The organism is Nocardioides sp. NPDC101246 (assembly GCF_044767415.1).
GTDB lineage: Bacteria > Actinomycetota > Actinomycetes > Propionibacteriales > Nocardioidaceae > Nocardioides.
In genome coordinates this window covers 76,475-96,087 of the sequence record NZ_JBIWNX010000003.1, presented here as the reverse complement: position 1 = coordinate 96,087, position 19,613 = coordinate 76,475, and the positions used below count along the sequence as shown (strand labels likewise).

The following is a 19,613-nucleotide window of genomic DNA, read 5'->3' as shown; positions in this document are numbered from 1 at the left end:
CCCGGATCCCCTACCGTCGGAGCCGTGCACGTCTTCCCCCGTGCCGGTTCGCTTGCCGCTGCGCTCAGCTGCGCCGTGGTGGCCGCCGTGCTGCTCTCGCCCACCCTTCCCTCCTCCGCCGACGAGAGGGACCGCCTCGAGCAGGAGCAGCGTGAGGTCCAGCAGGACCAGAAGGCCGCCGCCGAGGATCTCGAGCACTCCAGCGCCGGGCTGCGCAAGGCGTCGGCGTCGTACGCCGCGGCGCAGAAGAGACTCGACCAGGCCCAGACCCGTCTCGACGAGCTCAACACCAGGCTCGCCGAGGCGCAGGCGGCCCACACCGAGCTCGAGGCCGAGCTCGCCGAGCAGAAGCTGCTGCTCGCCGAGGCGAAGCGGGAGCTCGCCGCTGGCAAGGCCGAGGTGAAGGCGCAGCGCGAGGAGATGCGCGACGCGATCCTGACCCGGTTCACCGGGGGAGACCCGCGGCTCGCCCAGGCGGCGGCCCTGCTCTCCGGAGGCTCCCTCGAGGACCTGATGCGCCAGCAGACGTACGTCGACGCGGCCTCCGCGGGCCAGGACGCCACCCTCCAGCGGATGGAGGCGACCGAGACGATGCTCGTCGTCCGCGAGGGCGAGGTCCAGGAGGCGACCGACGCGATCGCCGCCAAGGAGAAGAAGGCCCGGGAGCTGGTCGCCGAGGTCGACTCGCTCCGCGACCAGGCCGCCGCTGCCCACGCCGAGATGTCCACGCTGGCCGCCCAGGCGGCCACCGCGAAGCGGTCGGCCGAGTCGGCCAGGGCGGCGGACGCCGCCGAGCTGCGCGAGCTCGAGGCCCAGGAGTCGGCGCTGCGTACGAAGATTCGGTCGCTCGCCTCGGCAGGCTCCGGCACCGAGCGCAACGTCGGCTCGGTCGGCGGGCTCTTCGGGCCGCCGGTGACCGACACCTATGTCACCTCGCCCTACGGCATCCGCAAGCACCCGATCTACGGCTACGTCTCGCTGCACAACGGCACCGACTTCCACGCGCCCTGTGGCCGCCCGCTCCGTGCCGTCGACTCGGGGCAGATCATCTCGACCTCCTACTCCAGCGTGTGGGGAAACCGCCTGCACCTGTATCTCGGCAAGGTCAACGGGCACTCCTACACCGCGGTCTACAACCACATCTCGAGCTACGCGAGGACCTCGGGATCCGTCGGGCGCGGTGAGACCGTGGCGTACGCAGGGACCACCGGCTGGTCCACGGGCTGCCATCTGCACTTCACGATCCTGCGCGACGGCACTCCGGTCGACCCGGCACCACTGCTGGGCTGATCTCGGCCAGGCCGAGTCGCCCTGCGGGGTTGACGCGGGAGCCCGTGGGGGTATCGTCTCCTGCTCGTCCGGTCATCCCCCACTGCCACCGGAGGCAATCCGTTGCACCCCGCGCGACTCGGCGCCACCCGTCTGAGCCGTCCCTTCCTCGCGCTGCTCGTCGGCTGCGTGCTCGCCGGGACCCTGATCACCCCGCTCGCCCGAGCCGACGACTCGCTCGAGGACCAGCAGGAGCAGATCGAGAAGGAGAAGGAGGCGGCGGAGAACGCCGTCGAGCACTCCAGCGACGCCCTTCGGCGAGCCACCACCACCCTCGCCACCGCGCAGAAGAAGCTGGCCGGCGCCCGGAACCGGCTGACGAAGACCGACGTACGCCTGCGGGCCGCCTCCCGCGCGCACCGACGTGCCGAGGCGTCCCTGGAGCGGCAGCAGGCGGTGCTCGAGGCGGCGCGTACGGACCTCCGGACCGCCCGGAAGCGGGCGACCGAGTCGCGACAGGATCTGCGCGACACGATCCTGGAGGAGTTCACCGCCATCGGCGACCCACGGCTGGAGGAGTTCTCGGCGCTGCTCGAGGGAGCGACGCTGGAGGAGCTCATGCGGCGGCGCAACTACACCGACGCGGTGACCTCCTCGAAGGCCGGCACCATGGAGCGGCTCGAAGCCGGGGAGCGGCTGGTCGCCCGGCGCGAGCGTGGCCAGCGCCGGGCCACCGCCGCCGTCGCGGCCACCGAGCGGACCGCCGCCCGGAAGGTCGCGGAGGTCGAACGGCTCCGGGTCCGCGCGACCAGAGCCCGAGACGAGATCGCCGCGCTGGTGACTCGGACCGCCGCCGCGAAGAAGAGGGCCGCCGCCCTGGCCGAGGAGGACCGCAAGGTCCTCGCCGAGCTCGAGAAGCAGGACGCGGCGATCGAGGAGAAGATCGCCGCGCTCGCCGAGGGCGCGCGGAACCGGACCGTCGAGACGCTCGCGGGCATGCTGAAGATGCCGGTTGCCGACTCCTACGTGACCTCTCCGTACGGGATGCGGACCCACCCCACCACGGGTGAGTACAAGCTGCACGACGGCGTCGACCTGCACGCCCCCTGCGGCACGCCGCTGCTGGCCGCCGAGTCGGGCACGGTCATCGCGCAGGAGTGGAACGACGCGTACGGGAACCGCCTGCACCTCTTCCTCGGCAAGATCAACGGGCACTCCTACACGGCCGTCTACAACCACCTCTCGGCCTACCGTAGCGAGGTCGACGACACCGTCGCGCGAGGCGACGTCATCGGGCTCGCCGGCACCACCGGCTGGTCCACCGGGTGCCATCTGCACTTCATGATCCTGAAGGACGGCGAGATCATCGACCCGATGCCTCTGCTGGGACTGTGACTCGGGCGCTAAACGTTTCGCGGTCATGACCGTGCGCCTGAGAGAATGGTGGAATGGCGAAGGAGCAGGGGCGCAAGATGATCGCGCAGAACAAGAAGGCGCGACACGACTACCACATCGAGGACACCTACGAGGCCGGCATGGTCCTGCAGGGCACCGAGGTGAAGTCGCTGCGTGAGGGTCGCGCCTCCCTGGTCGACGGCTTCGTCGACATCGACCGTGGCGAGGCCTGGATCCACGGGATCCACATCCCCGAATACCTCAACGGCACCTGGACCAACCACGCCGCCCGCCGCAAGCGCAAGCTGCTCCTGCACCGTGCCGAGATCGACAAGATCGAGCGCAAGGTCTCCGAGAAGGGCCTCACCGTGGTGCCGTTGGCGCTCTACTTCCTCAACGGTCGCGCCAAGGTCGAGATCGGCGTCGCCAAGGGCAAGAAGTCGTGGGACAAGCGCAACACCATCGCCGAGCGTACGGCCAAGCGGGAGGCCGAGGTCGAGGTCGGTCGCAAGCTCAAGGGCATGACCGGATAACCGAGTGGGGAATGCCCGGCCGGGGCTGTAGTGTTCTCTTACTGCCTGCACCACGGGCATTGACAATTCAAAAGGGGCTGATCGGTTTCGACTTGGGACGTTGCTCCCAGGGGAAGCGGGTCGAGGAGCCAGCGTCATCTCGTAAACGATCGCTGGAAACCAATAACTGCCAACGCTAAGCGCAGTTCCTTCGCTCTCGCCGCCTGACGCGGTGATCGAAGCGTCTGACCGAGTATCCGTCTTCGGCTCGGACCCAGGCGTCATCTAGAAGACTCCACCTCATGCACATGCCGACGGGGCATGAGGGACATCTAGTCGGCTGAGCCTGTCGGGGACGTGTCTGCGTCGAGCCCCGGGGATGAGAGAACGCCACCCACAGACTGCACCCGGAGAAGACCTGGCACGGCGCTCGAGGACCGGGGTTCGATTCCCCGCAGCTCCACGAACCTTTGGCCGACGTGTGCCCTCCAGATGGAGGGCCACGTCGGTTCGTCATTTATAGGCGACGCTCCGCGTCGCGGCGGGGGAGATCCCCCGCACCCCCTTGGTTGCGCGTGGCTGATGTTGTCGCTTCGCGCGGAGGCGGGGGCTTCGCCACCCGCACCCCTTTGGCCGTGTTCGCCGCTGGTGTGCCCTTTGGTTCCGGGTGGCTGGTGTTCCTCGCTGTGCCCGCGCGGGGCGGAAGACTTCCTGTTGTTCATCTCCCTGGCGAGATGACTTCTCTTGCGTGCGCGATAGGGTTGTGAGGCGTACGTCACATGGAGGTAAGGATGTTCGAGGAAGGACAGCTCTACTCACCCGTCACCGTGGGCGAGGATGGGCAGGTCGAGGTGCATCTGGGGGACAACCACCCCGGGTTCGCAGACCAGGACTACCGGGCACGGCGGAGCGAGATCGCTGCCGCGGCGCTGGGTTGGAAGCCGGGGGAGACGGTGCCCCGGATCGACTACACCGAGACGGAGAACGAGATCTGGCGCACGGTGTGCCGCGAGATCGCACCGCTGCACGCGAAGTACGCCTGCCGCAACTTCATCGCGGCCGTGGAGGCCCTCAACCTCCCGCAGGACCGGGTGCCACAGCTCGACGAGGTCAGCGCCGGATTGAAGCCGCTGACCGGGTTCGAGTACGTCCCGGCCGCGGGAATCGTCCCGCTGGAGGAGTTCTACGGGAGCCTGGCCGACGGGCAGTTCCACTCGACGCAGTACCTGCGTCACCACGCCGTGCCGCTCTACACCCCGGAGCCTGACATCATCCACGAGGTGATCGGCCACGGGAACCTCCTCGCCGATCCTCAGGTCGCCGAGGTCAAGCGTCTCGCCGGTGCCGCCGCGCGTCGCGTCGAGACCAGGGAGGCGCTCCAGGTCGTGGCCGACGTCTTCTGGTTCACGATCGAGTTCGGCGTGCTCCACGAGGACGGTGACATCAAGGCTTACGGGGCCGGGTTGCTCTCCTCCTACGGCGAGATCGAGGAGATGCACGAGGTGGAGGTGCGGCCGATCGACTTCGCCCAGATGGCGACGGTCGACTACGACATCACCCACTACCAGCCGGTGCTCTTCGCCGCGGAGTCGTTCAGCCACATGGTCGACGAGGTCGGAAACTTCTTCGCGACCTGCGACGACGACACGCCACAGCGCCTCGGCGCCGTCTAGGCCGATTCGGCCAGGTCCGAGGCGTTAGCCTCGGAAGATGGACGACGGCTACCGCAACCGCGCGCTGGAGGTGGCGCTCGCCGCCGCCGACGCCGACGCGGTCGGAGCCGCGCTGCGTACGGGGCAGGTTGTCGTTCCCCAGCTCGACGAGGCCCGGATCAGGGTCTTTCCCGGGGATCGCGGCAACCGGCCACCGTACGAGGCGATGATCTTCTCCTCTCACGAGGCGCTGGAGACCTTCCTCGCCGAGGACACCCGCCGGCGTGCGCAGCTGCGCAACGCCGACGGGCTGCGTGAGTTCCTCACCGCCAACATCGAGGAGATCGCGTACGTCACCTTCGACCCGGCCGGGCCGAACCGCTACCGGGCGGGCATCAAGGACGTGCTCAAGACGCTCGGCCCCAAGCCGCACGTCGACCTACGGCTGCCGAAGGCGCAGGAGTGGTACGTCGTGGACATGTCCGACGAGGACGTACGCGACTACCAGCTCGCCGACCTGACCGCGAAGGTCCTCCCGAAGGTGCAGCGATCCAGGGTCGAACAGCCCGACTGGGCACGGTGGATGGCTGCCGCCAAGGACGCGGCCGCCGAGCAGAACGCGGCGTTCCTGGCCTACTGGCTGCAGCGGGTCGGACGGCGCCCGGCCGCGATGGCGGTCGCGCTGAGCCGGCCGGCTCCGTTCGGCATGGTGCGGCACCCGCTGCAGGCCGAGACCACGACGGTGGGGGAGCGGTGGGTGGCCTCGCCCGACCGGCTCTACGAGTCGCGGCTGATCTACTCCTTCCCGCACCCCGACCTCGCCGACCTCGCGCTGCCGACCGTCGACCTCGTGATCGCGACGCTGTCGTGGGGAGACGAGCAGTGAGCTGCGTCTTCTGCGCCGTCGTAGCCGGTGATCTGGCCGCCGAGGTGGTCTTCGAGGACGAGGGCTTCCTGGCCTTCCTCGACCATCGCCCGGTGCAGAAGGGCCACATCCTGATGGTGCCCAGGCAGCATCTGGACACGCTGCTCGATCTACCTCCTGACCTGCACGAACGCTTCGTCGCGAACGCCCAGCGCCTGGCCGCCGCGGTCGTCGACGGGCTCGGTGCCCAGGGCAGCTTCGTGGCGGTCAACAACGTGGTCAGCCAGTCCGTCCCCCACCTCCACCTGCACGTCGTCCCCCGCACCCGCGGCGACGGCCTCAAGGGCTTCTTCTGGCCCCGCCACAAGTACGGCGAGGGTGAGCAGAAGGAGTACGCCGACCGGTTGCGCGCCGTGCTGAGCTGATTCCGGGCCGAGTTCACCGAGGCGTACGGCTTCGGCCATCGAGGGGTCGGGGTGAGGTCGGCGGAGGTCGATTCACTCGAGGTCAGTCGTCATCCACTGATCTCGGGAGTGCGCAATGTCGCTGTCGTCCGTCGCGTCCAAGACCTTCACCTCAGCACTGGCCGGCGTGGCGCTGGCCGCAGGCACGATGATCGTTCCGGTGGCGGTCAACGCCGTCGAGGCCCACCGGGCCAAGAACATCACCATCACCGCCCACCGCGGCGCGAGCGCGTACGCCCCGGAGAACACCCTCGCCGCCTTCGCCCTCGGCATCGAGCAGCGCGCCGACTGGATCGAGTCGGACGTGCAGGCCACCGAGGACGGCGAGCTCGTGCTGATGCACGACACCACCTTGGCGCGCACCACCGACGTCGAGCAGCGCTTCCCCGGCCGCTCGCCGTGGAACGTCAAGGACTTCACCCTCGCCGAGATCAAGACGCTGGACGCGGGTTCGTGGTTCAGTGAGGAGTACGCGGGCGAGAAGGTGCCGACGCTGAAGGAGATGGTCCGGCTGGTGCGGCCGACGCGGTCCGGGATCCTGATGGAGCTGAAGTCGCCCGAGCTCTACCCGGGCATCGAGAAGCAGGTCGCGGCCGAGTTCGACTCGTTCCCCGGCTACGTACGCTCCGCGGTCCGTGCCGGGAGGCTCGGCGTGCAGAGCTTCGACTTCGACTCGATGAAGACCTACAAGCGCGCCCAGCCCGAGATGCCGGTCGGCCTGCTCGGCACCCCGGCCTACGCCGACCTGGACAGCTACACCTGGGCCGACCAGATCAACCCGCACTTCGGCTCCTTCGACGCCGGCTACGTCGCCCGGGTGCACGCGCTCGGGATGCACATCCACTCCTGGACGGTCGACGACGCCGAGACCATGGGCGCGGTCCTGGACCGCGGTGTCGACGGCATCATCACCAACAACCCGGACGTGCTGCGCGAAGTGATCGGTGGGCGGCGTACCTCTTCCCTAGACTTGGCTGATGCCGCCTGAGGCGCTTCGGCAGATCGTCACGCCACGTTCACCACACACCGGCCCCAGAGACTCCCGGGGCCGGTGTGATCTGGGCATGACCACGCTGAACCCCACATGCATGCGTACTCTCGCGCTGGCCGCCGCCGCGGCGCTCGCCGTCGGGACCGTTCTGGTCTCGCACCCCGACTCCGCGACGGCCACCACCACGACCTCCGTCCAGGCGGCCAAGCACAAGCACGCCGACCCGCTCGTCTTCGGACACCGCGGCGCCTCGGGCTACCGGCCCGAGCACACTCTGGCGGCGTACGCCCTGGCCATCGAGCAGGGTGCCGACTTCATCGAGCCCGACGTGGTCTCGACCAAGGACGGCGTGCTCGTCGCCCGGCACGAGAACGAGATCTCCGGCACGACCGACGTCGCCGCCCACCCCGAGTTCGCGGGCCGGAAGACCACCAAGATCATCGACGGCAAGGCGCTGACCGGCTGGTTCACCGAGGACTTCACCCTCGCCGAGCTGAAGACGCTGCGCGCCAAGGAGCGGATCCCGGGTGACCGCCCGGCGAACACCGCCTACGACGGCCTCTTCCAGATCCCGACCTTCGAGGAGGTCCTGACGCTGGTCGAGAGGAAGGAGGCCGAGACCGGCCGCACCATCGGCGTCGCCCCGGAGACGAAGCACCCGACGTACTTCGACTCCATCGGTCTCTCGCTGGAGGAGCCGCTCGCGAAGAGCCTCAAGCGTCACGGCCTCGGCGGCAAGCGCGCCGCGGCGGTCATCCAGTCCTTCGAGGTCAGCAACCTCAAGGACCTCAACCGCATGGTCGACACCAAGCTGGTGCAGCTGGTCGACTTCGGCGGCGCTCCCTACGACCAGGTGGTGGCCGGGACCGGCGTGACCAACGACTACCTGGTCACCGACAAGGGCCTGCGCAGCATCAAGAGGTACGCCGACCAGGTGGCGCCCTACAAGTACTACTTCATCCCGCGCACCGCCGACAACACGCTCGGCGAGCCCACCGACCTCGCCCCGCGGGCCGAACGCGTCGGGCTGCCGACCGTCATCTGGACCATGCGCGCCGAGAACAAGAACCTCCCGGTCGAGTGCCGCAAGGGCACCGACCCGATCGCGATCGGTGACCTGGCCTGCGAGGTCGGCGCCTACCTCGACGCCGGCGTCGACGCGTTCTTCACCGACCAGCCCGACCTGGGCGTCGCCGCGCGCGACGCCTGGCTGGCGAATCGGTAGAACCTACCAATCAGTAGACACCTCGCGACATCACCTACGGCCCTCGCTATTGTCGGCGGGGGCCGTACGTGACGTCGGCCTCAGCCACATACGAAGGAGTTTGGGTCATGGGTCGTTTCGACGGACGCGTAGCAGTCATCACCGGGGCAGCGCGCGGGATCGGTTTCGGAGTCGCCACGCGTTTCGCCGAGGAGGGTGCCTCGGTCGCGATCATCGACCTCGACGAGGCGGCCGCCGCTGAGGCCGCCGCCAAGCTTCCGCTGGCCGAGGGCGCCAAGTCGGTCGGCATCGGCGCCAACGTCGCCAAGGCCGAGGACACCGAGGCCGCGGTCGCCCGCGTCGTCGAGGAGCTCGGCGGCCTGCACATCCTGATGAACAACGCCGGCATCACCCGGGACAACCTGCTCTTCAAGATGACCGAGGACGACTGGGACCTGGTCATGAACGTCCACCTCAAGGGTCACTTCCTGATGTCGAAGGCCGCGCAGAGCGTCTTCGTGAAGCAGAAGTACGGCAAGATCATCAACGTCTCCTCCACCTCGGCGACCGGCAACCGCGGTCAGGCCAACTACTCCGCGGCCAAGGCCGGCGTGCAGGGCTTCACCCGCACCCTCGCGCTCGAGCTCGGCCCGTTCGGCGTCAACGTGAACGCGATCGCGCCGGGGTTCATCGCCACCGAGATGACCGACCAGACCGCGGCCCGCCTCGGGCTCGACGTCGACGAGTTCCGCAGGCTCTCGGCCGACGCCAACCCGGTCAAGCGCGTCGGCGAGCCCGCCGACATCGCCGCCGCGGCCGCCTTCCTGGCCAGCGACGAGTCCTCCTACATCACCGGCCAGACCCTCTACGTCGACGGCGGCGCCACGGTCGCCTGAGTCCTTCGAGGAAGAACCCCGGGCGCGGCCTCGTTGGGCGCAACGATTACCGTCTGTCACTCGTCTTGGTATTTGAGCCGATGCAGATGGAGATCGATGATGCGTACGTCCCGCCCGGGGTTCCTCCTGCGAGCAGCGGCGACGCTGGCCGCCGCGGGTCTGGTCCTGACCGGCTGTGGCTCCACGGAGGAGCCGACGGACACGAAGCCGTCGCCGTCCGCGCCCGCTGAGCCCGACCACGAACCGCTGACGGGCGTCGAGCTCCCCGAGGGGCAGACCGCTGCGCGCAAGCACCCGGCCTTCATCGTCAAGATCGACAACACCTCGGCCAGCGACCCGCAGTACGGTCTCGCCAAGGCCGACCTGGTCGTCCAGGAGCTGGTCGAGGGTGGTGTGACCCGGTTGGCCGTCGCGTACTACTCCCAGCTTCCGAAGGAGGCCGGGCCGGTCCGCTCGATGCGGGCCACCGACGCCGGGATCGCCGCGCCGATCGGTGCCAAGATCATGACCAGCGGCGCTGCTCCCTACACGTTCGCGCAGCTGAAGAAGCACAACATCTCCTGGATCGACATGGAGACCCCCTACGTCGTACGCGACACCAGCAAGCCCCACGACTTCCTGCACAGCGTGGTCGGCAAGGTCGCCAAGGCCGGCAAGGCCGCCGCGAAGGACGGCAAGGCCAAGCGGCCGGCCGACTTCATGCCCTGGGGCGATGAGACCACCACGCTGGCCGGCGGCAAGCCCGCCAAGGCCGTGGACGTGAAGTTCTCCCCGGCGCGCACGGACAACTGGGTCTTCAGGGGCGGCAAGTACCGCCTGCAGAACAACTACATGTCCAAGAGCGGCCAGTTCCTCGCCGACACCGTCGTGGTCGCGCAGACCAAGACCACCATCGCCCCCTACAAGGACCCGGGCGGCGCGATCGTTCCGGTCTCCCACTTCACCGGCCGCGGCAAGGCGTGGATCATGCGCGCCGGCCAGATCGTCGAGGCGACCTGGGTGAAGAAGGGCGAGAAGGGTGCGGTGACCTTCACCGATGCCAGCGGTGCCGCGATCGAGATCCCACCGGGCAAGGTCTGGCTGGACCTGATCCCGGAGGGCAACGGCCAGGTCGAGCCCGGCGGCGTCACCGTCAAGTAGCCGGACGGGTCAGCGCATGTCCTCGACCTTGACGCCCTGCTTGGCCAGGGTCTGCACCCCGGTCAGCAGGTAGGTCACTGCCAGCTCGATGCGCTCGGCCGCGTCCTCGGGGTCGCTGGCCTCGGTGACGGACTCGCCGGCCGCCGACATCGCCCCGAAGAAGAGCCGGGCGAAGGTCGCGACCATCTCGTCGTCGACGTTCCGGTCGCCGGCGCGCAGGACGGCGGCGACGATGTCCTCGACGACGGTGAACGTGGAGCGCTCCTCCTGCTCGCGGTAGCGCTGGTAGCCCAGGACCGCAGGCCCCTCCTGCACGACGATGCGGCGGTAGGTGGGCTGCTGGACGGCCTCCAGGAACGTACGCAGCCCGGCCCGGGCCTGCTCCCAGGGGTCCTTCGACTCGCGCATGGCGGCGTCGATGCTCTGCGCGGTGGCGGCCTCGACCTTCTCGAAGACGACCTCGTAGAGCGCCTGCTTGCCGCTGAAGTGGTGGTAGAGCGCGCCCTTGGTGACCTCGGCCCCGGCCACGATGGCGTCCAGTGAGGTGCTCGCGTAGCCGTGCTCGGTGAAGAGTCTCTCGGCGACCTCGACGAGCGTCTTCTTGGTCGAGGCGGAGAACTGCTGCCTCCGTGACATCCCCGGCACCGACGGAAGCGGAGGAACCTTGGGGACGAGCTTGCTCACGGACGACTTTGCCACCCGTCCACTCTAACGGCCGTGTCCGGAATCACCGTCCCAGGTGTTGGCCATACTGTCGGTATGTCCCGTACTATAGGTACGTACTCACGGTATGTGAGTGCCCACCTTCCGCAAGGAGCCGACTAATGAGCTGGACCAGCCATCACAAGCGCGGAGAGATCCTTCGCGGCGTGGTCGCCGTCATCGACGAGCGTCGAGACGGCCTGCTGCCCATGGATCTCCCCGGCGTCACCGAGACCTTCACCGACGAGCTCGACCTGCTCGCCGCCCTGCAGCTGCGCTGGCACACCCGCCTGTCCGGCCGCATCGAGTCCGAGCTCGCCAACCAGCCGATGGACCTGGAGGACGCCGTCGTCCGGGCCTGGCACGGCGCTGCCGACGACCTGCCCGGCGTCCGCACGGTCCTCGACCGCTACCACGCCCTGCCTGTCGACGAGGCGATGGCCACCGCGCTGGCCAAGTCGCAGGCCAAGGAGCACCTGACCCTCGCGGTCATGGCCGGCCGCGGCGCGTTCGCCGACGCCGAGTGCGTCCGTCTCGGCTCGATGATCGAGGCGCGTGCCCGTGCCGAGTACGTACCGGCCGTCGAGGTCGCCGAGCGTGGGCCCTTCGCAGGCCTCGTCGACATGCTCCGAGCGGTCCGCTCGGCAGCCTGACCAGGCCCGGGTGCCGGTGCGCTCCCTCCGCGGACTCCCTCCGCACCTCCCTAAGTGCCGGCCCCGGGTCCTTTTCCCGTCTCGATCCGATCGGCGGGCTTTGTTGGTTTCTTGTTGCGGCTGACGTGACCCAGGTGGTGCGATCATGGCGTCATGACGGAGCAGAAGGACGTACGCGCCGGGCGGCTGCTGGTAGCCACCCCGGAGCTTCGCGACCCCAACTTCGTCGACACCGTCGTGCTCTTGATCGAGGTCAACGACGAGGGTGCGCTGGGCGTGGTGCTGAACCGTCCATCGCCCGTGCCGGTCGCCGAGGTGCTGCACCCGTGGGCGACCTCCGTCGCCGATCCCGACGTCCTCTTCCAGGGCGGCCCGGTGAGCAAGGACGCCGCGATCGCGGTCGCGCTCCTGGTCGACTCCGACGACCCGCCGTTGGGATTCAGGCCGGTCGTCGGGCGCCTCGGGCTGCTCGACCTCGACACGCCCGTCGAGCTGGTCGACGGCACCTTGGCGCGGCTGCGCATCTTCGCCGGATACGCGGGCTGGGGCGCTGCCCAGCTCCAGGGCGAGGTGGAGGAGGGGTCCTGGTATGTCGTCGACAGCGAGCCGTACGACTCCTTCCTCGACGACGTGAGCTCGATGTGGGCCGCGGTGCTCCGTCGTCAGCCCGGTGAGCTGGCCTTCCACGCCACGCGACCGCCCGATCCGGAACTCAACTAGAGGACCAGTAGACTGGGCGGCATGGGCATCCTGGGATTCGGCACGAAAGAAGCCGTCAAGGAACGGGAGGACATCCGCGAGCAGGATGTCCCCACCGAGGAGGGTGACCACGACCGCTACTCCCACTACGTGGAGAAGGACAAGCTGACCGAGGCGATGGTCATGGGTACGCCCGTGGTCGCGCTGTGCGGCAAGGTGTGGGTGCCGAGCCGTGACGGGTCCAAGTTCCCGGTCTGCCCCGACTGCAAGGAGATCTTCGAGGGGATGCCGCCAGGCGGTGGCGAGGGCGACGACGAGTGAATCGCGCCGATCTGCCCGGCGCACTCACCCCCGCGTGGCCCAACAAGGCCGCGTGGGGAACTGCGACCAAGCTGCGTGCTTGGCAGCAGGAGGCGCTGTCTCGATACCTCTCCGAACAGCCCCGTGACTACCTCGCCGTCGCGACCCCCGGCGCCGGGAAGACGACCTTCGCGCTGACCGTCGCCGCCGAGCTCCTCGGGCGCCGTCTCGTCGACAGGATCACGATCGTCGCGCCCACCGAGCACCTCAAGGTCCAGTGGGCCGAGGCGGCCGCGAGGGCCGGTATCCCGATCGACCCGACCTACTCGGCCGGGCAGGGAAAGACCTCGGCCGACTACGTCGGGATCGCGGTGACGTACGCGGGTGTCGCGGTCAACCCGCTCGCGATGCGGATCCGCACCGAGCGGTTCAAGACGCTGGTGATCCTCGACGAGGTCCACCACGCCGGCGACGCGCTCTCGTGGGGCGAGGGCGTCCGGGAGGCCTTCGAGCCGGCCGCGCGCCGGCTGGCGCTGACCGGCACGCCGTTCCGCTCCGACACCAACCCGATCCCGTTCGTCACCTACGCACCGGGCGAGGACGGCATCCCGCGCTCGGCGGCCGACTACACCTACGGCTACGCCGAGGCGCTGCGCGACCACGTCGTCCGGCCGGTGCTGTTCATGGCCTACTCGGGACAGATGCAGTGGCGCACCCGGGCCGGCGACGAGATCGCCGCCCATCTCGGCGAGCCGCTGACCAAGGACCTGACCTCGCAGGCGCTGCGGACCGCGCTCGACCCGGCCGGATCGTGGATCCCGTCGGTGCTGGCAGCAGCCGACAAGCGCCTGACCGAGGTGCGGCGCCACGTCCCGGACGCGGGCGGCCTGGTCATCGCGACCGACCAGGACTCGGCGCGCTCCTACGCCAAGACGCTGCGCGAGATCACGGGGCAGAGCGCCACCGTGGTGCTCTCGGACGAGAAGGCCGGCTCGAAGAAGATCGCCAAGTTCTCCGAGTCCGAGGACCGCTGGATGGTCGCGGTCCGAATGGTCTCCGAGGGCGTCGACGTGCCCCGGCTCGCGGTCGGGGTCTACGCGACCACCACCTCGACGCCGCTCTTCTTCGCGCAGGCGGTGGGGCGCTTCGTACGTGCTCGTACGAGGGGCGAGACCGCCTCCGTCTTTCTGCCCTCGGTCCCGAACCTGCTCGGCTTCGCCTCCGAGCTGGAGCTGCAGCGCGACCACGTCCTCGGCAAGAAGGTCACCAGCGAGGACGACATCTTCGCCGCCGAGGACGCGCTGATGGCCGCGGCCAACGCCGAGGAGGGCGCCTCCGAGGAGGAGCTGGGAGCCTGGGAGGCCATGGGGTCGGAGGCGCGCTTCGACCGGGTGCTCTTCGACGGTGGCGAGTTCGGCCACTCCGGCGAGGTGCACGTCGGCTCGGAGGAGGAGATGGACTTCCTCGGCATCCCGGGGCTGCTCGACGCCGACCAGATGCGCACTGTCCTTCAGCAGCGGCAGAGCGACCGGGCGCGCAAGCAGAAGTCCGCCTCTGCCCCGGTAGCCGCCGACGAGCCCGTCGCCGCGGTAGCCGCCCACGAGCAGCTCGCCGTGCTCCGCCGCGAGCTCAACGGCCTGGTCGCCGCCTGGCACCACCGCACCAAGGCGCCCCACGGCGTCACCCACAACCGGCTCCGCAAGGAGTGCGGCGGCCCGCCGGCCGCGGTCGCCAACGCCGACCAGCTCAAGGCCCGCATCGACACCTTGCGCGACTGGGCTGCAAAGGGCTCGGCCTGAGGGCACACTGTCGCGGGTGGGAGAGACGATGACAGCGCTCGAGATCGCCGTGACGTCGGTGGCCGGCGCGCTCGTCGCGCGTGCGGCCGGAGCGACCCGGGTCGAGCTCTGCTCCGCCCTCGAGGTCGGTGGGGTGACCCCGTCGCAGGGGCTGGTCGAGGGAGTCCTCGACGAGGTCGGCGGCGTCGACGCGGGTGAGGGCTGGCAGGGCGTGCACGTGCTCGTCCGGCCTCGGCCGGGCGGGTTCGGCTACTCCGCCGAGGAGCGCCTCCTCCTGGGCCGCGAGGTCGAGACGGTGCTGGAGGCAGGAGCCGACGGGATCGTGATCGGCGCGCTCACCCCGCACGGTGAGCCCGACCTGGCGCTGGTCCGGGAGCTGGCGGATGCTGCCGCTGCGTACGGGGCGACGGTGACGTTCCACCGGGCGATCGACCTCAGTGTGGACCCGGTCGCGGCGATCCGGGCACTGGACGGCGTGGTCGACCGGGTGCTGACCTCGGGAGGCGCGCCGGCCGCCGCCGCGGGTGCCGCGAGGATCGCCGAGATGGTCGCGGTCGGCGGACCGGACGTACTGGCCGGAGGTGGCGTGAGCGTCGAGGCGATCGGCGCGCTCGCGGCGCTCGGCGTCGAGGGCGTACATCTCTCCGCCAAGCGACGGGTCCTCACCAGCGGCCGGGTGGCGCTGGGGGTCGCCGACGACGGTGGTCACTGGGTGACCGATCCCGATGTGGTCGCCGCCGCGGCAGCGGCGCTGGCAGGGTGAACCTAGGCGGGGGAGTCGCCCTCGACCAGGTCGCGCAGCACCGCCACGGCGCTCTCCAGATCGGCCTGGGTGCGGTGACGCGACTCCAGCCGCTCGGCGATGAGGTGGGAGATGCGCTCACGTACGTCGGCGAGGTCTGCGCGGCCGGCGTCGGTCAGCGTCACCAGGCTCGCGCGGGCGTCGGCGGGGTTGGGCTCCTTGCTGACCAGACCGGTCTCCACCAGCTGGGCGATCTGGGCCGACATCGTCGGCTGCGAGCAGCCGTCGGCGCGGGCCAGGTCGGTGATGCCGAGCGGTCCGATGGCGTCGAGGATCGTGAGGACCCGGACGCTGGCCGGAAGGTCGAGCTCTCGGCGGACCAGGCGCATGAGCCGCGCCGCGTAGACGACGAGGTCGCTGGAGAGGTCCAGTGTCGCTTCCGAGGGAAGCAGCTGCGGTGAAGGCATCGATCGGAATCCAGAGTTGGGGGTTGCGGCGCGGTGAACGGGTGGAGACTATCTGAGAATGACTACGGAACGGCACACCTGGATCGCGTTCCTGCGCGCCATCAACCTCGGCGCGAACCGGAAATTCCCGAAACAGGCGATCTCCGCCGCCGTGGTGAGGGCGGGCGGGACCGACGTCGAGACCTACATCAACACAGGCAACGTACGTTTCGACCACCCGGTCGGCGACCGGGTCGAGATGGAGGCGATCTTGGAGGAGGCCTTCGCGGCCGACCGCTTCTTCGAGGTGCCGACGATCTGCGTGACGCCCGCTGAGCTGAAGGTGATCGCCAACGACGCCGCCGCGGTGGGGATGGGGCACGAGGGCAAGCAGTTCGTGTTCCTGTGCAAGGAGCTCACCGACTCCAGCTCCCGGGACGCGCTGGTCGCCCGGGCGGGGGAGGGCGAGCGGGTCTATGTCATCGGCCGCGCCGTGCACCTGCTCACCGAGAGCTTCCAGCAGACGAAGATCACCAACGCCGTGGTCGAGCGCCACATCGCCATCAGCACCAACCGCAACATCAACGTGATCCGCACGCTCGCCGACAAGTGGGCGTGAGGCCTACTGCGCCTCGATGCGGTCGAGGTAGGCCCGGCGTACGTCACCGTCGACGCGGGTGATCGCGGCATCGTCGTGGACGGCACGTCGGATCAGCCGCATCACCCGCTCGGGGACGAGCGGGGCGCCGTTGGCGGCCAGGCCGACGTAGGACGGAACGGCGATCTCGGCCGCCCGGCTGCGGACCGATCTCACCACCGCGGCCGCGATGTCCTCGGGATCGACCGCCGGGAGAACACCGAGGTCGATGCCGGAGGAGAGCTCGGTGCGTACGGCGCTCGGCAGCACGGTGGTGAGGGAGACCCCGGTGCCCTCGAGCTCGAGCCGGGTGGCGGCGCTGAGGCCGACGACGGCGTACTTGCTGGCGTTGTAGACCGCCAGGCCCTTGAGCGGGAACTTGCCCGCCAGCGAGGCGACGTTGACGACGTGGCCGTGGCCGCGGGCGATCATCCGGGGCAGCGAGAGGCGCATGCCGTGGATGACGCCGTGGACGTTGACGTCCATCGTCAGCCGGTCCATCCGGTCTTCCTGGTCGAGGAAGGAGCCGTTGGGCATCACGCCGGCGTTGTTGACCAGGACGCCAACCTGCCGGCCGTGCGCCTCCTCCGCGGCGGCGAGGAAGTCGGCGTAGGACTGCTTGTCGCTGACGTCGAGCCGGTGGCCGCTGGCGCTCTCGCCGAGACCTGCCGCCGCCTCCCGTGCCAGGGTGTCCTCGAGGTCGCCGAGGGCGACCCGCGCGCCGGCCGCGACGAACGCTGTCGCCGTGGCGAGGCCGATGCCGCGGGCGGCGCCGGTGATGACGACGAGAGCGCCGTCGAGGTCGATCCTGGGGTAGCGGGTCATGCGCTGACCTCCTCCGCCTCGTGGACCGTGATCGCGAAGTCAGCCGGGTCGAAGCGGCTGATCCGGCGGACCAGCTCGCCGGTGGACCACGGCCAGGAGAAGCTGTTGCGACCGTTGGCGTCGATGAAGTAGCTGTGGCAGGACGCGCCGCTGTAGGCGGTGCCGGCGAGTGCGGCCTGCACGTCCTCGACGTACGCGGCCTGGGCCTGCGGACTGACGTCGAGCTTCGCCCAGCCCTGGGCGCGGGCGGTCGTGATGGCCTCGGTGATCATCGCCACCTGCGACTCGGCGACGGCGAAGGCAGAGCCGTGACCGGTGCCGAGACTCGGGCCGAGCACCACGAACGCGTTCGGGAAACCGGTGACCGAGGTGCCCTGGTAGGCCTCGGGGGAGCCGGCCCAGTGCTCTGCGAGCGTACGGCCGTCGGCGCCGCGGATCAGGTCGGCGACCGGCATGTCGAGGATGTGGAAGCCGGTGCCGAGGATGATCGCGTCGACCTCCGCCGTGCTTCCGTCGGCGCCGATCACGCGCGCGCCCTCGACCCGCTCGACGGCGGTCGCGTGGACCTCGACGTTCGGCTTCGTCAGCGACTGGAGGTAGTTGTTCGAGAACAGGATCCGCTTGCAGCCGAGCAGGTAGTCGGGCGTCAGCTTCGCCCGTAGCTCCCTGTCCCGGACCGCGGCGCGCAGGTAGGCGCGGCCGACCTGCTGCAGTCCCCGCATCAGCGGCTGCGGGCGACGGAAGGCGATGCCGACGGCCTCCATGGCGGCGTACTCGACTGCGCCGAGCGCTTTCTCGAAGAAGGGCACGTTGTGCTTGACCCACTTCTCCGCGTCCGGCACCGGATGGTCGACCTTCGGCAGCACCCAGTGGGCGGTGCGCTGGAAGAGGTGCAGGCCGGCGACCTGCTTCTGGACCTCGGGTACGAACTGGACCGCCGACGCCCCGGTGCCGATCACGGCCACCCGTTTGCCGTCGAGGTCGAGGTCGTGGTTCCACCGGGCCGAGTGCCAGACCTCGCCGGGGAAGTCGGCCAGACCGGGCAGGTCCGGGATCTTCGGCTCGTTCCACGGGCCGGCGGCGGCGACCAGGAAGCGGGCGGTGACCTCGCCGTCGCTGGTGTCGAGCAGCCACGTCGCGGTCTCCGCGTCCCAGGCCGCGCCGCGGACCTCGACCCCGAACCGGGTGACGTCCTCGAGGCCGCGCTCGCGAGCCACGCCGTCGATGTAGGCGAGGATCTCCGGCTGGTTGCCGTAGACCCGCGACCAGTCGCTGTTGGGCGCGAACGAGAACGAGTAGAGGTTGGACGGTACGTCGCACGCGCACCCCGGATAGGTGTTGGCCCGCCAGGTGCCACCGTAGGTGTCGGCCTTCTCGAGGATGATGACGTCCTCGACGCCCGCTTCGCGCAGCTTGATCGCGGCCGCGATGCCGGAGATGCCGGCGCCGATGACGACGACCTCGTGATGCGTACTCATGCGATTGCTCCTTCGAGTGCGGCCGCGACGCGGCCGGGGAGGTGTCGGCGGGCCGCGGCGAGGGTGGCCTCGCGGCGCCCGAGGTCCATGAAGTTCGGGCCCATCGCGGCCAGCTCCGCAGGCCCGGGCTCGACCCGGACGACGCGGACGCCGGCGTCCCGCAGCCGCGCGACCTCACGGTCGAGCACGGCGGTCATCTGGGAGCGCAGCAGGCGCTCGATCCGGTCGAGGCCACGGGCGGGAACGCCGCCCTCGGTGGTCATCGGGGCGACCACGACGACCTCGTCGACCGCCTGGCCGAGGAGGAGGTCGGCCGAGACGGAGGAGACCGCACCGCCGTCGAGGTAGCGACGGCCCGCGATCTCGACCGGCGGGAACCAGCCGGGGATCGCCCAGGAAGCCGCGACCGCCGCGCCCAGGGTGGCCGAGGGGGCGCCGGCGGAGCCGAACGCCACCCGAGTGCCGGTGGCCGCGTCCACCGCGACCAGCCAGGTCGCGGGGTGGTCGACCCAGCCGTCGGGTCCGGCCAGCGCCTCGCCGTACGTCCGCAGCCAGGTGGCGTCGCCGCGGCCGCGGGGGAGCAGGCCGGCCAGTGCGGTGTAGGGCGAGCGGCGGGCGAGGCCGGGACGTACCAGGCCGAGCGCGGGCAGCGCGGGTGCCGGCACCGGTGGCGCCGTGCCGGGATGGACGGCGACGTGGGCCGCCAGGACCGGGTCGGCGCCCGGTGCCTCGTCGAGCGCGTCGAGGAGGTGCTGCGGCGTACGGCCGGACCCGAGGGCCGCGACGATCTCCGAGCCCGCGGACGTGCCGACGAGGACATCGGCCGTGCGGACGTCCCAGTCCAGTGCCTCCTCCAGCACGCGGAGGGCCACGGCCGTCCAGGCGAAACCGAGGGTGCCGCCGCAGCCGATGGCGAGTGCGCGTCGTCGAGTCATATTGGGATA

21 protein-coding genes and 1 other RNA gene are annotated in these 19,613 nt (G+C 70.0%); 17 read left to right on the top strand and 5 right to left on the bottom strand.

All coding sequences use genetic code 11. From position 1 onward, the window contains the following. The first annotated feature begins 24 nt into the window (after positions 1 to 24). The 11 genes from ACIRON_RS05895 (at position 25) to ACIRON_RS05845 (ending at position 10,388) form a co-directional block, all read left to right on the top strand. Positions 25 to 1,290: a murein hydrolase activator EnvC family protein gene (locus tag ACIRON_RS05895; RefSeq protein WP_402990191.1), complete on the top strand. Its 1,266-nt coding sequence runs from the start codon at positions 25 to 27 to the stop codon at positions 1,288 to 1,290. Positions 1,291 to 1,392: 102 nt separating this feature from the next. Further along, the gene (locus ACIRON_RS05890; protein ID WP_402990188.1) at positions 1,393 to 2,664 is read left to right on the top strand and encodes a peptidoglycan DD-metalloendopeptidase family protein; all 1,272 of its coding nucleotides are present in this window, start codon (positions 1,393 to 1,395) and stop codon (positions 2,662 to 2,664) included. A gap of 53 nt (positions 2,665 to 2,717) precedes the next feature. Then, positions 2,718 to 3,197: an SsrA-binding protein SmpB gene (smpB, locus tag ACIRON_RS05885; protein ID WP_091049138.1), complete on the top strand. Its 480-nt coding sequence runs from the start codon at positions 2,718 to 2,720 to the stop codon at positions 3,195 to 3,197. A 73-nt stretch (positions 3,198 to 3,270) separates the two neighbouring features. Continuing rightward, positions 3,271 to 3,642: a transfer-messenger RNA gene (gene ssrA / locus ACIRON_RS05880) on the top strand. A gap of 325 nt (positions 3,643 to 3,967) precedes the next feature. Then, positions 3,968 to 4,849: a phenylalanine 4-monooxygenase gene (locus ACIRON_RS05875; RefSeq protein ID WP_176884048.1), complete on the top strand. Its 882-nt coding sequence runs from the start codon at positions 3,968 to 3,970 to the stop codon at positions 4,847 to 4,849. A gap of 37 nt (positions 4,850 to 4,886) precedes the next feature. Then, the gene (locus tag ACIRON_RS05870; RefSeq protein WP_402990184.1) at positions 4,887 to 5,714 is read left to right on the top strand and encodes a hypothetical protein; all 828 of its coding nucleotides are present in this window, start codon (positions 4,887 to 4,889) and stop codon (positions 5,712 to 5,714) included. Then, complete coding sequence (locus ACIRON_RS05865) at positions 5,711 to 6,118, top strand: HIT family protein (RefSeq protein ID WP_402990181.1); 408 nt, start codon at positions 5,711 to 5,713, stop codon at positions 6,116 to 6,118. Before ACIRON_RS05870 ends, ACIRON_RS05865 begins: the two co-directional genes overlap by 4 nt. Before the next feature lie 115 nt (positions 6,119 to 6,233). After that, the gene (locus ACIRON_RS05860; RefSeq protein WP_402990179.1) at positions 6,234 to 7,145 is read left to right on the top strand and encodes a glycerophosphodiester phosphodiesterase; all 912 of its coding nucleotides are present in this window, start codon (positions 6,234 to 6,236) and stop codon (positions 7,143 to 7,145) included. Between the two features lie 76 nt (positions 7,146 to 7,221). After that, positions 7,222 to 8,373 carry a glycerophosphodiester phosphodiesterase gene (locus tag ACIRON_RS05855; RefSeq protein ID WP_402990176.1) on the top strand — a complete coding sequence of 384 codons (1,152 nt, stop codon included), beginning with the start codon at positions 7,222 to 7,224 and terminating at the stop codon, positions 8,371 to 8,373. A 107-nt stretch (positions 8,374 to 8,480) separates the two neighbouring features. Continuing rightward, the gene (locus ACIRON_RS05850) at positions 8,481 to 9,248 is read left to right on the top strand and encodes an SDR family NAD(P)-dependent oxidoreductase (RefSeq protein ID WP_091049154.1); all 768 of its coding nucleotides are present in this window, start codon (positions 8,481 to 8,483) and stop codon (positions 9,246 to 9,248) included. A 99-nt stretch (positions 9,249 to 9,347) separates the two neighbouring features. Then, positions 9,348 to 10,388 (top strand): DUF3048 domain-containing protein, encoded by a 1,041-nt coding sequence (locus ACIRON_RS05845; protein WP_402990173.1) that lies wholly within the window; start codon positions 9,348 to 9,350, stop codon positions 10,386 to 10,388. 9 nt (positions 10,389 to 10,397) lie between these two features. On the opposite strand, the gene ACIRON_RS05840 is transcribed toward ACIRON_RS05845, so the two are convergent. Beyond that, positions 10,398 to 11,087 (bottom strand): TetR/AcrR family transcriptional regulator, encoded by a 690-nt coding sequence (locus tag ACIRON_RS05840; protein WP_256328676.1) that lies wholly within the window; start codon positions 11,085 to 11,087, stop codon positions 10,398 to 10,400. Positions 11,088 to 11,212: 125 nt separating this feature from the next. Here ACIRON_RS05840 and ACIRON_RS05835 point away from each other — a divergent pair, with 125 nt between their 5' ends. The 5 genes from ACIRON_RS05835 to ACIRON_RS05815 all read left to right on the top strand — a co-directional run bounded on the left by ACIRON_RS05835 (position 11,213) and on the right by ACIRON_RS05815 (position 15,304). Beyond that, complete coding sequence (locus tag ACIRON_RS05835; protein WP_402990170.1) at positions 11,213 to 11,743, top strand: hypothetical protein; 531 nt, start codon at positions 11,213 to 11,215, stop codon at positions 11,741 to 11,743. Between the two features lie 153 nt (positions 11,744 to 11,896). Then, the gene (locus tag ACIRON_RS05830; protein WP_402990167.1) at positions 11,897 to 12,463 is read left to right on the top strand and encodes a YqgE/AlgH family protein; all 567 of its coding nucleotides are present in this window, start codon (positions 11,897 to 11,899) and stop codon (positions 12,461 to 12,463) included. 21 nt (positions 12,464 to 12,484) lie between these two features. Then, entirely contained in the window at positions 12,485 to 12,763 is a 279-nt protein-coding gene (locus ACIRON_RS05825) for a DUF3039 domain-containing protein (RefSeq protein WP_091049166.1), read from the top strand. Then, positions 12,760 to 14,541: a DEAD/DEAH box helicase gene (locus ACIRON_RS05820; protein WP_402990164.1), complete on the top strand. Its 1,782-nt coding sequence runs from the start codon at positions 12,760 to 12,762 to the stop codon at positions 14,539 to 14,541. Before ACIRON_RS05825 ends, ACIRON_RS05820 begins: the two co-directional genes overlap by 4 nt. Before the next feature lie 28 nt (positions 14,542 to 14,569). Next, on the top strand, positions 14,570 to 15,304 hold the full coding sequence (locus tag ACIRON_RS05815) for a copper homeostasis protein CutC (protein WP_402990161.1): 735 nt from the start codon (positions 14,570 to 14,572) through the stop codon (positions 15,302 to 15,304). 2 nt (positions 15,305 to 15,306) lie between these two features. Here the strand turns inward: ACIRON_RS05815 and ACIRON_RS05810 are convergent, their stop codons facing one another. After that, complete coding sequence (locus ACIRON_RS05810; protein ID WP_402990158.1) at positions 15,307 to 15,750, bottom strand: MarR family winged helix-turn-helix transcriptional regulator; 444 nt, start codon at positions 15,748 to 15,750, stop codon at positions 15,307 to 15,309. Positions 15,751 to 15,808: 58 nt separating this feature from the next. Here ACIRON_RS05810 and ACIRON_RS05805 point away from each other — a divergent pair, with 58 nt between their 5' ends. Then, positions 15,809 to 16,348 carry a DUF1697 domain-containing protein gene (locus ACIRON_RS05805; protein ID WP_402990155.1) on the top strand — a complete coding sequence of 180 codons (540 nt, stop codon included), beginning with the start codon at positions 15,809 to 15,811 and terminating at the stop codon, positions 16,346 to 16,348. Positions 16,349 to 16,351: 3 nt separating this feature from the next. Here ACIRON_RS05805 and ACIRON_RS05800 read toward each other — a convergent pair whose 3' ends face one another. From ACIRON_RS05800 to ACIRON_RS05790, 3 genes are read right to left on the bottom strand one after another with little or no spacing between them, the layout of a single operon-like run. After that, positions 16,352 to 17,191: an SDR family oxidoreductase gene (locus ACIRON_RS05800; protein WP_402990153.1), complete on the bottom strand. Its 840-nt coding sequence runs from the start codon at positions 17,189 to 17,191 to the stop codon at positions 16,352 to 16,354. Further along, positions 17,188 to 18,669 carry a flavin-containing monooxygenase gene (locus tag ACIRON_RS05795; RefSeq protein ID WP_402990151.1) on the bottom strand — a complete coding sequence of 494 codons (1,482 nt, stop codon included), beginning with the start codon at positions 18,667 to 18,669 and terminating at the stop codon, positions 17,188 to 17,190. Before ACIRON_RS05795 ends, ACIRON_RS05800 begins: the two co-directional genes overlap by 4 nt. Further along, positions 18,666 to 19,604: a patatin-like phospholipase family protein gene (locus tag ACIRON_RS05790; protein WP_402990149.1), complete on the bottom strand. Its 939-nt coding sequence runs from the start codon at positions 19,602 to 19,604 to the stop codon at positions 18,666 to 18,668. The genes ACIRON_RS05795 and ACIRON_RS05790 overlap by 4 nt, the downstream gene beginning before the upstream one ends. Positions 19,605 to 19,613: the final 9 nt, after the last annotated feature.